General features: G+C 66.6%; 13 protein-coding genes. 7 read left to right on the forward strand and 6 right to left on the reverse strand.

Going from position 1 to position 11,955, the window contains the following annotated elements; genetic code table 11:
- Both DBR23_RS01825 and DBR23_RS01830 read left to right on the forward strand, forming a co-directional pair.
- A partial coding sequence (locus DBR23_RS01825; RefSeq protein ID WP_108497115.1) for a DUF3297 family protein occupies positions 1-193 on the forward strand: 193 nt, incomplete at its 5' end.
- Positions 190-687, forward strand: coding sequence for a ribonuclease HI family protein (locus DBR23_RS01830; protein WP_108497116.1), 498 nt, complete (start codon positions 190-192; stop codon positions 685-687). The genes DBR23_RS01825 and DBR23_RS01830, both read left to right, overlap by 4 nt.
- Before the next feature lie 21 nt (positions 688-708).
- On the opposite strand, the gene DBR23_RS01835 is transcribed toward DBR23_RS01830, so the two are convergent.
- The 5 genes from DBR23_RS01835 to DBR23_RS01855 all read right to left on the reverse strand — a co-directional run bounded on the left by DBR23_RS01835 (position 709) and on the right by DBR23_RS01855 (position 4,043).
- Entirely contained in the window at positions 709-1,236 is a 528-nt protein-coding gene (locus tag DBR23_RS01835; RefSeq protein ID WP_108497117.1) for a GFA family protein, read from the reverse strand.
- A 48-nt stretch (positions 1,237-1,284) separates the two neighbouring features.
- Entirely contained in the window at positions 1,285-2,577 is a 1,293-nt protein-coding gene (locus DBR23_RS01840; RefSeq protein ID WP_199227609.1) for an RNA polymerase sigma factor, read from the reverse strand.
- Between the two features lie 6 nt (positions 2,578-2,583).
- On the reverse strand, positions 2,584-2,991 hold the full coding sequence (locus DBR23_RS01845; protein ID WP_108497118.1) for a VOC family protein: 408 nt from the start codon (positions 2,989-2,991) through the stop codon (positions 2,584-2,586).
- 75 nt (positions 2,992-3,066) lie between these two features.
- The gene (locus DBR23_RS01850; protein ID WP_108497125.1) at positions 3,067-3,603 is read right to left on the reverse strand and encodes an SRPBCC family protein; all 537 of its coding nucleotides are present in this window, start codon (positions 3,601-3,603) and stop codon (positions 3,067-3,069) included.
- Positions 3,604-3,626: 23 nt separating this feature from the next.
- The gene (locus DBR23_RS01855) at positions 3,627-4,043 is read right to left on the reverse strand and encodes a YciI family protein (protein WP_108497119.1); all 417 of its coding nucleotides are present in this window, start codon (positions 4,041-4,043) and stop codon (positions 3,627-3,629) included.
- A gap of 409 nt (positions 4,044-4,452) precedes the next feature.
- On the opposite strand from DBR23_RS01855, the gene DBR23_RS01860 reads away from it, so the two are divergent.
- From DBR23_RS01860 to DBR23_RS01870, 3 genes are read left to right on the forward strand one after another with little or no spacing between them, the layout of a single operon-like run.
- The gene (locus DBR23_RS01860; RefSeq protein WP_233250226.1) at positions 4,453-6,405 is read left to right on the forward strand and encodes a TonB-dependent siderophore receptor; all 1,953 of its coding nucleotides are present in this window, start codon (positions 4,453-4,455) and stop codon (positions 6,403-6,405) included.
- 3 nt (positions 6,406-6,408) lie between these two features.
- Entirely contained in the window at positions 6,409-6,957 is a 549-nt protein-coding gene (locus DBR23_RS01865; protein WP_108497120.1) for a YfiR family protein, read from the forward strand.
- Positions 6,954-8,867 carry a bifunctional diguanylate cyclase/phosphodiesterase gene (locus tag DBR23_RS01870; protein WP_108497121.1) on the forward strand — a complete coding sequence of 638 codons (1,914 nt, stop codon included), beginning with the start codon at positions 6,954-6,956 and terminating at the stop codon, positions 8,865-8,867. The genes DBR23_RS01865 and DBR23_RS01870 overlap by 4 nt, the downstream gene beginning before the upstream one ends.
- A 1-nt stretch (position 8,868) precedes the next feature.
- Here the strand turns inward: DBR23_RS01870 and DBR23_RS01875 are convergent, their stop codons facing one another.
- Positions 8,869-9,234: a YciI family protein gene (locus tag DBR23_RS01875; protein ID WP_056056900.1), complete on the reverse strand. Its 366-nt coding sequence runs from the start codon at positions 9,232-9,234 to the stop codon at positions 8,869-8,871.
- Between the two features lie 441 nt (positions 9,235-9,675).
- Here DBR23_RS01875 and leuA point away from each other — a divergent pair, with 441 nt between their 5' ends.
- Together leuA and DBR23_RS01885 are read left to right on the forward strand one after the other, a co-directional pair.
- Positions 9,676-11,376 (forward strand): 2-isopropylmalate synthase, encoded by a 1,701-nt coding sequence (gene leuA / locus DBR23_RS01880; RefSeq protein ID WP_108497122.1) that lies wholly within the window; start codon positions 9,676-9,678, stop codon positions 11,374-11,376.
- 11 nt (positions 11,377-11,387) lie between these two features.
- The gene (locus tag DBR23_RS01885) at positions 11,388-11,891 is read left to right on the forward strand and encodes a GNAT family N-acetyltransferase (protein ID WP_108497123.1); all 504 of its coding nucleotides are present in this window, start codon (positions 11,388-11,390) and stop codon (positions 11,889-11,891) included.
- The last annotated feature ends 64 nt before the right edge of the window (positions 11,892-11,955 follow it).

The raw sequence follows: 11,955 nt of genomic DNA on the forward strand, positions 1-11,955 counted from the left end.
CAGCCCGCACCACGTGGCCGCCGTGTTCGAGCACGACATCGGCATCCGCCTGAACGGCAAGGAGCGTTTTGATGTGGAGGAATACTGCATCAGCGAAGGCTGGGTGAAGGTGCCCGCCGGCAAGACGGTGGACCGCAAGGGCCAGCCGCTGCTCATCAAGATCAAGGGCACGGTCGAAGCGTTCTACAAGTGACCGCTGCACGGGCGGCCGCGCCGCTCGCCCCTGGTGCCTGGGTGATTCACTGCGATGGCAGCGCCTGGCCTAACCCCGGGCGCATGGGCCTGGGCGCGGTGCTGACGGGCCCCGACGGCACCGTGCAGCACCAGATCTCTGAAGCCACCACCTTCACCGGCTGCAACAACGAGGCCGAGTTGCGCGCGCTGATGTTGGCGCTGCAGTGGCTGGCGCAGCAGGGCATTGCAAGCTCAACCCCGGTGCAGGTTTTCAGCGACAACAGTGTGCTGGTGGAGCAGTTGGGCAACCATCCCAAGGCACCGATTGAGCGGCTGGCGACGCTGTTTGACGAAGCACGCGAGGCACTGCAGCAGTTCCCACAAGCCCAGGTCCTGTGGATTCCCCGCCACCGCAATGGCGCGGCCGATACGCTGGCGCGTGCCGCGTTGGGGCTGGCACCCAAGGCCCCCACTCCGCAGGGGCAGACATTCAAAAAACGCCGCAGGCGGTGAGCCCCCGCTCTGCACACGCCATCAGGCCGGGTCGAGCCCCGCCGCCGCACGGTAGGCCTGGATGCGCGGCAACACCGCCTGGCGACGGGCGATGCTTTGCGCGGGCCACAACCCCTCGCGTTCGTAGTATTCCGCCACGGCGGGTGTCCCCGGCGGCAGCACCACCCAGGGCTGTTTGGAGGCCGTGAAGATGTGGATGTCGGGCGGCAGGTGGTCCGGCACATCCAGCGTGCCCACGCGCACAAAGGCCATCACCGGGCCCGCACCTGCGTAGTGGCTCCAGACCGCCACCTGGCAGTGCGGGCAACGCGCAATCTTTTGGCCCAGGCCACTTTCTGACGGGGTGTGCACCATCGCCGGGGCACCTGCGAGCAGTTCTACGCGGTCGGCCTCGATCATCGCGTTCAGCGCAAAGGCTGCGCCGCTTTCGCGCTGGCACCAGCGGCAGTGGCAGCAGTGCACAAACAGTGGGGGCGCCAACAGGCGGTAGCGCACATGGCGGCAGGTGCAGCCGCCTTCCAGCGGGTATTCAGGGGCAGGGTGGGGCATGAGGGTGGTGTCCTTGCAGCGGGGTGAGGGTGGGCACAACACCGGCCTTCAGCCACAGGCGCGGGCCAGCAGCAGCGCCTTCTCCTGCGCGTTGCGGGTGAGGCTGGCTGCGCGCTCGAACTCGGCCCGCGCTTCAGCCCCCCGGCCCAGCTTGGCCAGCAAGTCGCCGCGCACGCTGGGCAGCCAGTGGTAATGGCGCAGCAGGGGGTCGCCCGCCAGCGCATCCACCAGCGCCAGCGCGGCTGCGGGCCCTTCGGCCATGCCCACGGCCACGGCGCGGTTGAGCGCTACGACGGGCGAGGGCGCCACCTGCAGCAGTGCGTCGTACAGCGCCACGATGTGGGGCCAGTCGGTGTCTTGCGCCTGCTTGGCGCGTGCGTGGCAGGCGGCAATGGCGCCCTGCAGCGCATACGGCCCCCAGGGCTTGCCGGTGCGCGCGAGCTGCTCGGCCTTGTCGAGGGCCGCCAGGCCTCGGCGCACCAGCAGGTGGTCCCAGCGCGCGCGGTCCTGGTCCATGAGCAGCACGGGCTGGCCTTGTGCATCGGTGCGCGCGGGCAGGCGCGAGGCCTGGATTTCGAGCAGCGCCACCAGGCCTTGGACTTCGGGCTCGTCGGGCGCCAGGCTGGCCAGCACCCGCACCAGACGCTGGGCCTCGCCACACAGCGCGGGGCGCATCCAGTCGTCGCCCGCCGTGGCGGCATAACCTTCGTTGAAGATGAGGTAGATCACCTCCAGCACCGAGGCCAGGCGCGGCGCGCGCTCGCCCGCGCCGGGCACCTCAAACGGCACCTGCGCGGCCGTGAGGCTGCGCTTGGCGCGCACGATGCGCTGGGCCACGGTGGGCTCGGGCACCAGAAAGGCGCGTGCAATCTGGGCCGTGGTGAGGCCGCCCAGCAGCCGCAGCGTGAGGGCCACACGCGCCTCGGTGGGCAACACGGGGTGGCAGGCGGTGAAGATAAGGCGCAGCAGGTCGTCTCCGATGTCGTCCTGCTCGGCATGCATGAGGGAGTCCACCACATCGGGCGCGTACTGCGCCTCGAGCGCTTCGAGGTCGTGGCCCAGGGCCTCGTGCTCGCGCTGGTGCAGGGCCTGCTGGCGCAGGTGGTCGATGGCGCGGCGCTTGGCGGTGGTCATGAGCCAGGCGGCCGGGTTGGCGGGCAGGCCGTCTTGGGGCCAATGCTCCAGCGCGGCGACCAGGGCGTCTTGCGCCAGCTCCTCGGCCCGGCCCACGTCGCGCGTCATGCGCGCCACGCTGGCAATGATGCGTGCGGCCTCGATGCGCCACACCGAGTCAATGCTGCGGTGCAGGGCATCGCGGTCGGGCAGGGCGGGCGCGCTCACCGGCCGTCAGCCCAGGGCTTGGCTCGCATCCACCATGTGCACAAATTCCCAGGTGTGACCATCGAGGTCGTCAAAGCTGCGCGAGTACATGAAGCCCAGGTCTTGCGCCGGGCGCGGTGTGGTGCCGCCTGCGGCCACGGCCTTGTCCACCAGCGCATCGACCTCTTCGCGACTGCTGCACGAGAAGCACACCAGCACCTCCGACGTGGTGCGTGCGTCGGCAATCGTTTTGTCGGTGAAGGTTTGGTAAAAGCTCTTGACCAGCAGCATCACGAAGAGGTTCTCACCCACCACCAGGCAGGCGCCCTGGTCGTTGGTGAACTGGGGGTTGAACTCGTAGCCCAGCGCGCGGAAAAACGCCTGCGAGCGGGCCATGTTCTCGATGGGCAGGTTCACAAAAATCTGTTGGTGCATGACGGACTCCTGAAGGGTGAGGACGGTAATGGGAAACGGAGGGTTTGGCAAAGGTGAAGGGGCGGTGGACGGTATTCACGTTGCGGGCTTTTGCGCCACGGCCTGCAGGTTGGCCAAGCCGTCCTCAAAGTCCTGCCCCACCATGCGGTCCATGTTGAACACCAGGTGGGCGATCTTGGCCAGGTAGGGCACGGGGCCCTGCATGGCCCAGGTCACACGCGTGGCATTTACGCCTTCGGGCTTCAGGGTGAATTCCACCTGGTTGTGCGCTTCAAAGGGCTTCACAAAGTCGAGCTTCATGCCCACGCGGCGGGGCGCAGTGGCCTCGACGATCTCCATGCTGCCCACGCCCACCTTGTCGCTCTGCCAGGCATAGCGAGCGCCGGGGCCGCTGGTGGCGGCGCTGTACTGGCCCTGGATGGCCGGGTCTTTTCGTTCATACGGGTTCCAGGTGTTGAACTGGCGCAGGTCGTGGATGAGCCCGTACACCCGCTCGGGCGGCGCCGCAATCACGCGGCTGCGCTCCACGCGGAAGGTGTCGGGGCGGGTGGCGGCAAACGCCAGCAGCAGCGCCAGGGCCGCCAGCAGCACGAGGGCGATGGTCTTGATCATGGGGATGTCCTTCACGCTGGGCATCAGCCGCGCAGGGCTTCGAGGTCGCGGAACTGTTCGACGCCATCCACCCCGGCAAAGTCTTCCATTTCGTAGAGCTGGCGCACTTCGATCTCGGCATTCAGGCCCTCGCCGCGTGGATTGGGAAAGCGGCGGGTCCATTCCAGCGCTTCGTCGCGGCTGCGCACCTGGATGAGTGTGTAGCCCGCGATCAGCTCCTTGGTCTCGGTGAACGGGCCGTCGGTGACGGTGCGGGTGCCGCTGGCGGCATAGCCCACGCGCCAGCCCTTGGCGGAGGGCTGCAGGCCACTGGCATCCAGCAGCACGCCGGCCCGCGCGAGTTCTTCGTGGTAGCGGGCCATCGCGGTCATCAGGGCTGCGGTCGGCTGGCAGCCCTGTTCGGATTCGGCGGTGGCCTGGATGATGATCATGAAGCGCATGGGGTTCTCCTCAAGGTAATAAAAAATGCGGAAGCGCTGACGGTCCTTGCCAGGTGCTTCACAGTGACGACGAATGGGAGCGCCCGAAATCGACATCCAGATGTGCAAGCCCGGGCGGAACCAGGGTTAACACCTATCCTGGCCGGTTGGCGCGCGGGGCGGGTGAGGGGCCGCCATAGGGAGACTACTGAGCGCCCGCACTGGGTTTTGCAACCCCTGGTCGATACAATTTGTAAAGACTGATTCATCGATCCTGAGACTTCGCCCCGCATCCTCCCGCCCGCCCGCCAGCGAGGTCCCCACGGGGGGACAACCGCCAGCCACACGCAGTGCCTTTGCCATGAAACGAGGATCGACCTATCGACAGCGGCCACACCGCCCATGGGTGGTATTGGGGCTGTGCGCTGGCATGGCGGCAGCCCACGCGCAGTCCGACATCGCCGCCATGGCCGACCTGCCGCTGGAGCAGCTCATGCAGATGCAGGTCACCACGGCCAGCCGGTATGCACAGACGGCCCTGGAGGCCCCGGCGGCCGTGAGCGTGGTGACCGCCGATGACATCCAGCTGTTTGGCTACCGCACGCTGGCCGATGTGCTGGCCAGCATGCGCGGGCTGTATGTGTCCTACGACCGCAGCTACCACTATCTGGGCACACGGGGTTTTGCCACGCCGGGCGACTACAACACGCGGGTGCTGCTGCTGGTCAACGGCGTGCGCTTCAACGACAACCTCTACGACCAGGCGAGCATCGGCACGGACTTTCCCATCGACCTGGACCTGGTGGAACGGGTGGAATTTGTGCCTGGCCCCGGGTCGCCGGTGTATGGGGCCAATGCGTTTTTTGGCGTGGTCAATGTCATCACCCGCGACGGTCGCCAGCTGGGCGGGCCCCAGGTGAGCACCGAGGCCGGCAGCCATGGCTACGCCAAGCTGCGGTTTTCGGTAGGCGCCGTCGATGCGCAGGGAGGCGACTGGCTGATCGCGGCCACGCGCTCCACCGCACGCGGGGCCGACCAGTACTACCCCGCGTTCGATGCGCCCGCCAGCCACCAGGGCGTGGCGCACGGCCTGGACTATGACCGCAGCACCCAGCTGTTCGCCCGCATGCGACGCGATGGGCTGACGCTGACCCTGGCCCACGGCGAGCGCACCAAGGGCATCCCGACTGCAGCGTTCTCGCAGGTTTTCAACGACCCGCGCTCGCGGTACATCGACACCAGCACGCGCGTGGCCGCCGAATACACCGCGCAATGGCAGCCCACGCTGGCCTTCACTGCACGCCTGCACGCAGGGCGCTACCAGTACGTGGGCGACTACGTGTACGACTACCCGCCCGTGACGGTGAACCGCGACGTCGGCACCGGCCAGTGGTGGGGCACCGAATGGCAATGGGTGAGCACGGCCTTGGCGCGGCACAAGCTGTCGTGGGGGCTGGACTACCGGCGCGACACCCGCATCGCTCAGCGCAATGACGACCTGGACCCGCCCGCGCAGTACCTTGACACACGCCGCAACGGCAATGTGCTGGGCGTCTATGTGCAGGATGAGTTTGCACTGCGCCCCGACCTCACGCTGCACACCGGCTTGCGATGGGGGCAGCAGTCGGGCAGCGCAGGCGCCTTGCACCCCCGCCTGGGGCTGGTGTACTGGTGGGACGCTGCCACCGCTGTCAAGCTGCTGCATGGCACGGCCTACCGTCCGGCCAATGCCTACGAGCGCGACTACCGCGTGAACCTGCCTGGCGGCGTGGTGGACACCACCAGCATCCGGTCCGAGCGTGTGCGCACCACCGAACTGGCCGTGGAGCATGCCCCGACCGGGGCCACGCGCCTGCTGCTGACGGCGTTCCGGTCGGGGGTTAGCGACCTGATCTCGCTGGACAGCCTGGGCCGCTCGGACCGGCTCACCTTCAACAACACCCGCACCGTCAAAGTGCATGGCCTGGAGGCCGAGGCCGAACAACGCTGGGCGGGCGGGCGGCGCCTGCGCGTGGCCTATGGGTGGCAAAAGGCGCGGGACCCGTCAACGGACGGAGCGCTGACCAACTCGCCCCGGCACCTGCTCAAGCTCCAGTGGTCCGACGTATTGCACACGCCTGCGAACTGGGGCTGGAACCCGGGCCGCTACGCCATCGAGGCCATCGGCATCGGCCCGCGCAACACTGTGCTCAACGCCCGCCTGCCCGGGCATGTGCTGACCCATCTGACCTATTCCACGCGCATCGCGGATGTGGATGTATCGCTGGGGGTGTACAACCTGTTCAACCGCCGCTACGCAGACCCCGCTTCGTTCGAGGTGCGGGAAGATGCGATCCGGCAGGACGGGCGTACCTACCGCATCAAGCTGACGTACGCGTTCTGAGCCATGGCCTATTTCCTGCGATTGCGCACGCTGCTGGCGATCTGCCTTTGGACGGTGTGTGGCGCGGGCACCAGTGCAGCCCGTGCCAACGAGCCGGTGGCTGACCTGGACCTCAAGGCCGCCTACATCTTCAACTTCATCCAGTTCATCGACTGGCCCGACAGCGATGGCGCGCCCGGCAATGAGGTCACGGTGTGCGTGTCTGCCTTCAGCCCGCTCAAGCGCGCCCTGACTGCGCTCGATGGCAAACCGGCCACCAAGGGCCGCACCGTGCGCGTGCGGTTGCTGGATCTGCCGGCGATTCGTGGCTGCCGCGTGCTGATCATCCACAACGCCGAAGTGGAGCCTGTTCTGCGACTGCTGCGTACCCTGCCGCCGTCCCACGGCATCCTCACCGTGTCGGATGAAATCACCTTTGTGAATCCAGAAATCGTCATCGCCCTGGCCCAGCAGGAAGGGCGCGTGGTGTTCGGCATCAGCCCCGACGCCGCCAACAAGGCCGGCCTCATCATCAGCTCACGGCTGCTGCGGCTGGCCAAGGGAGGCCGGTGAAAACACGCCCCGCTGAAGCCGACACCGCAGCGCCCGCAAGCCCGACGACGCATGCCCTGCTGTCATCGCGCCTGGTGGTCACGGGCATCCTGGCCGCAGGCCTGGCGCTGCTGACCGTGGTGCTGGCGCTCACCGGCGTGGACTACTGGAGCACCCGTGCGTCCATGCTGCAAGACAGCCGGGTGGAAGCCGCCATCGTGGCCGACAACATCTCTGCGGCCGTGGTGTTCCGCGACACCAGCACCGCCAACGAAATGCTGGGCGCGCTGCGGTCATCGTCCATGGTGATCAGCGCCACGGTGTACGACAAGGATGGCGTGCTGTTTGCGCATTACGCGCGCGACCGCGACCCGGACTTTCCTACCACGCTGCGTGCCACGGGACTGGACGGCGCCGCAGAGCGCGCTGGCTGGCGCATGCTTGAGATCGCCCGGCCCGTCGAGGCGTCTGGCACCACCTGGGGCACGCTGTACATCCGCAAGTCGATGGCAGCGGTGTACATGCGGCTGGGCATCCGGTTTGGCACCGCCTTGTTGATCGCCATTTGCGTGATGGCCATGGCCACCGCCATGGTGCTGCGCAGCCGCGCTGCTGTGCGCGAGGCCGAGAACCGCTTGCACGCGCTGGCCCACACCGACGCCGTCACCGGCACGGGCAACCGGCACGCGTTCAACGAGCGGCTGGCCGCCGAGCTGCAGGGCGCACGCGGTGCGGGCTACCGGGTGGCGCTGGTGTACATCGACCTGGACAACTTCAAGACACTCAACGACACCTTCGGCCATGCGGCGGGGGACGGCCTGTTGCGCCAGGTGGCCCGGCGCCTGCAATCCGTGGTGCGCAGCACCGACACCATCTCGCGCCTGGGGGGCGACGAGTTTGCGTTGATCCTGCGGCTGGACATGGATGACGCGGCGCTGGAGAAATACGCGCAGCGCATCGTCAGCGTCTTCCAGGCCGCTTACACCGAGGTCGGCCAGCAGGTCAACGTGACCTGCAGCGCAGGCATTGCCACGTTTCCCGACGATGCGATGGACATGGACGCGCTGGTGAGCAACGCCGACACCGCCATGTACCGCGCCAAGGAGATGGGCAAGAACCGCTGCGTGCGGTTTGATGCGTCGATGAACCTGGCCGTGGTGCGGCGCCAAGCCATTGAACAGGCGCTGCGTGCCGAGCTGGAGCAGGGCACCGGTTTGGCGCTGCACTACCAGCCCCTGTTTGCCGCCAGCGACCGGGCCCTGGTCGGCGCCGAGGCCTTGCTGCGGTGGACGCATGCGGAGCTGGGCTCCGTGTTGCCGCTCGAGGCCGTGTCGGTGGCCGAGGACTGCGGACTCATTGCCCCGCTGGGCTACTGGGTGATGCGCACCGCCTGCCGCGACGCCGCGCAGTGGAAAGGGGGCCCGCCCCTGCGCGTGGCCGTGAACATCTCGGCACGGCAGCTGGGTGACCCACAGTTTCTGGAACGAGTGATGGACATCCTGCGCGAAGAGGGCCTGCCAGCGCACCTGCTCGAAATCGAGCTGACCGAAACCGTGCTGATGGAAAACATGGAGGCCGGCGCCCACACGCTGCACCGGTTGAGCCAGCTGGGCATTCACCTGGCCATCGATGACTTTGGCACCGGCTACTCATCACTGGCGTACCTGCGCCAGTTGCCCATGCGGCGCCTGAAGATCGATCGCAGCTTTGTCAAAGACCTGCCGGGGCAGGAGCACAGCCGTGCCATCGTCACCGCCATTGTGGCGCTGGCGCACGGCCTGGGGCTGCAGGTGACCGCAGAGGGCGTGGAAACCCAGGAGCAGGCCGACTACCTGGTGCGGCAAGGCTGCGATGTGCTGCAGGGCTATGTGTTTGCACGCCCCATGCCTGCACCGCAGTTCCTGGCGCTGCAGGCAGGCGCTTCGGCTTGATTCAATCCACCGCGCCGTGGTAGCAGGGCGCCAGTTCGCGCACCTCCACGGTGGCCCACTCGGCGGCCGGGCATTCGCGGGCAATGGCAACGGCCTCGTCGCGCGTGGCGCAGTCAATCAGAAAGAAACCGCCCACCATTTCCTTGGTCTCGGCAAACGGCCCGTCGGTCAGGCGGGTCTGCCCTTCGCGCACCTGCAGCCGCACGGCCTGCTCGGTCGAGGCCAGCGACTCGCTGGCGCGCAACAGGCCCCGGGCCTGCAGACCGGCACCAAAACGCTGCATGCGGGCATAGGCCTCCTGGCCACCGGCCAGGCCCCGCTCGGCGCGCTGGCCGTGGGGTTCCATGATGAGCAACAGGTAAGGCATGGGGTCTCCTGAATCGGGGCCAATCGTGCCAGCCGCCATGGGCAGTGGCAGAGCTGGAGACATTCAAGAGCGTCATGCTACCAGCCTCATTTGCTACATATTTGATAGCTAATTAGGCATATACAACTAGCGCCATAGGCAGATTTCATGCAAATGGTTGCGCACCGCAGCATCGCTGTGCTATCTTTGGTTCCCTATGCAACGCAGCATGTTCCTATCCACCCTATCGCTAGGCCTAGTGCCTGGCCGGGGTCTGCCTGCGTTCGCCACCGTTGCCGTTTTGCGCAACACCTGATTTCCCCCTGACCCCGGCCCGCGAACCAGCCTTTGCACACGCAAAGGGCTGCAGGGGATGTCATTCGTTTTGATTTCTTTCGATTCCGATTGACCCGTGCACCGTGCCTGATTGGCACACCGCACACACCGTTCGTGGAGCCCCTCATGATTGCCAAGCCCGCCACCAAATACCAACCCATCGCCCCCATTGCGCTCGCCGACCGCCAATGGCCCAACCGCAGCATCACCCACGCGCCCGTGTGGCTCTCCACCGACCTGCGCGATGGCAACCAGGCCTTGTTCGAGCCCATGAACGGCGAGCGCAAGATGAAGCTCTTTCACGAGCTGGTGCGCATCGGCTTCAAGGAGATCGAAGTCGGCTTTCCCGCCGCGTCGCAAATCGATTTCGACTTTGTGCGCCGCCTCATCGACGAAAACCTCATCCCCGACGACGTGACCATCATGGTCATGACCCAGTCGCGCGAGGACCTGATCGCACGCACCGTGGAGGCCGTGAAAGGCGCACCCCGTGCCATCGTCCACTTGTACAACGCCACCGCGCCCGCGTGGCGCCGCATCGTTTTTGGCATGAACGTGACGCAGGTGATGCAGCTCATCGCGCACCATGTGGGCTACCTCAAGCAGCTCACCGACGCACAGCCCGAAACGCAGTGGACCCTGCAGTACTCGCCCGAAACCTTCAGCGCCACCGAACTCAGCGTGTCCCTCAAGGCCTGCCAGACGGCGGTTGCAGCATGGAATGCGGGCCCTGGCCGCCCCATCATCATCAACCTGCCCACCACCGTGGAAAACGCCACGCCCAACGTGTTTGCCGACCAGATCGAGTGGATGGATCGCCACTTGTCGCCACGCGAGCACATCGTCTTGTCGGTGCACCCGCACAACGACCGGGGCACGGGCGTGGCGGCGGCCGAGTTGGCCATGATGGCCGGTGCCGACCGTGTGGAAGGCTGCCTCTTTGGCAACGGTGAGCGCTGCGGCAACGTGGACATAGTGACCTTGGCGCTCAACATGTACACGCAGGGCGTGCACCCGAACCTTGACTTCTCGGACATCACCTCGGTCGCGCGCATTGCCGAAGAATGCACCTCGCTGCCCGTGCATCCCCGCCACCCGTATGCGGGCGACCTGGTGTTCACCGCGTTTTCGGGCTCGCACCAGGACGCGATCAAGAAGGGTTTTGCCGCGCAAGACCCGAACGCCTTGTGGGAAGTGCCCTACCTGCCCATCGACCCGGCCGACCTCGGCCGCACGTATGACAGCGTGATCCGGGTGAACAGCCAGTCGGGCAAGGGCGGCATCGCGTTCTTGCTCGAACGTGAACATGGCGTGGTGATGCCGCGCCGCATGCAGGTGGAGTTCAGCGCCGTGGTGCAGCGCCAGACGGACGCGAGCGAAAGCGAGATGACGGGCGACGCGTTGTGGAGCCTGTTCCAGGCCACTTACCTGCAGGCACCCGTACACGCCACAGTACATGCCGCCATCACCTGCCACAGCCACCGCATCGATGAAGACGGTCAGGGCATCGAGCTGGACGTGACCATCGACGGCACGCGCCAGACCCTGCGCGGCCAGGGCAACGGGCCGATTGCAGCTACGGTGGACGCGCTCGGTCTGCCACTGCGGATGGACCACTACGAGGAACGCGCCACCGGCACGGGCGCCAACGCGCAGGCGATGGCCATTGTGGAAGCAGCCATGGACGGCGTGGCAGGTTCCACCTTTGGGGCAGGCGCCAGCCACAACATCGTGACTGCCTCGGTGCAAGCGATTGTGAGCGTGGCCAACCGGTTGATGGCGCGGCGGCCTGCGTTGCATCCAGAAGCAACTTCCCTGGCCGAGTGACCGAAACCCGCATGGAAATTCTTACCGCATCGACCCGGGATGCGCCCGCCATCAGCGCGCTTGCGTTGTCGGTGGCGCACTTCTTCACGCTGGACAAAGACGGGCGTGGTGCGGAGGCGTTTTTACAGACCCTGCAGCCCGAGGCGGTGGCGCTACGGCTGCAGAGTCCATCGTTCAAGACCTGGGTGGGGTGGACACGCAACAACACCTTGGCGGGCGTCGTGGTGGTGCGGGAGGACAGCCACCTGTTCCATCTGTTTGTGGCCGAGGCTTTCCAGGGACTTGGCTACGGGCAGCAACTGTGGCAACACGCCCTGTCCCATATCGCTACCGGCCCTGCACCGGGCATCACAGTCAACGCGACACCCCATGCCCGGGGCTTCTATGAGCGCATGGGGTTTTTGGCAACGGGTCCCAGGGTGGAGACCCGCGGGGTTGCATTCATTCCGATGCGGCGCGCCAGCGATGCATCCAGCATGGCGTACAAACAGGCCGCAGGGAATACCCCGTTCTGACGGGGATCGACAGGGGGGTTTCTCAGGCACTGCCAACGGCCTGCGCAAGGCTTGGCGCGCAAAG

This window comes from Acidovorax sp. HMWF018 (assembly GCF_003061035.1).
Lineage (GTDB): Bacteria > Pseudomonadota > Gammaproteobacteria > Burkholderiales > Burkholderiaceae_C > Acidovorax > Acidovorax delafieldii.

Excerpts from the sequence above, each read along its gene's own strand:
- DBR23_RS01835 (WP_108497117.1), bottom strand. The coding sequence starts at position 1,236 with ATGCCCCACCCTGCCCCTGAATACCCGCTGGAAGGCGGCTGCACCTGC.
- DBR23_RS01845 (WP_108497118.1), bottom strand. The coding sequence starts at position 2,991 with ATGCACCAACAGATTTTTGTGAACCTGCCCATCGAGAACATGGCCCGC.
- DBR23_RS01850 (WP_108497125.1), bottom strand. The coding sequence starts at position 3,603 with ATGATCAAGACCATCGCCCTCGTGCTGCTGGCGGCCCTGGCGCTGCTG.
- DBR23_RS01855 (WP_108497119.1), bottom strand. The coding sequence starts at position 4,043 with ATGCGCTTCATGATCATCATCCAGGCCACCGCCGAATCCGAACAGGGC.
- DBR23_RS01860 (WP_233250226.1), top strand. The coding sequence starts at position 4,453 with ATGGCGGCAGCCCACGCGCAGTCCGACATCGCCGCCATGGCCGACCTG.
- DBR23_RS01865 (WP_108497120.1), top strand. The coding sequence starts at position 6,409 with ATGGCCTATTTCCTGCGATTGCGCACGCTGCTGGCGATCTGCCTTTGG.
- DBR23_RS01875 (WP_056056900.1), bottom strand. The coding sequence starts at position 9,234 with ATGCCTTACCTGTTGCTCATCATGGAACCCCACGGCCAGCGCGCCGAG.
- leuA (WP_108497122.1), top strand. The coding sequence starts at position 9,676 with ATGATTGCCAAGCCCGCCACCAAATACCAACCCATCGCCCCCATTGCG.
- DBR23_RS01885 (WP_108497123.1), top strand. The coding sequence starts at position 11,388 with ATGGAAATTCTTACCGCATCGACCCGGGATGCGCCCGCCATCAGCGCG.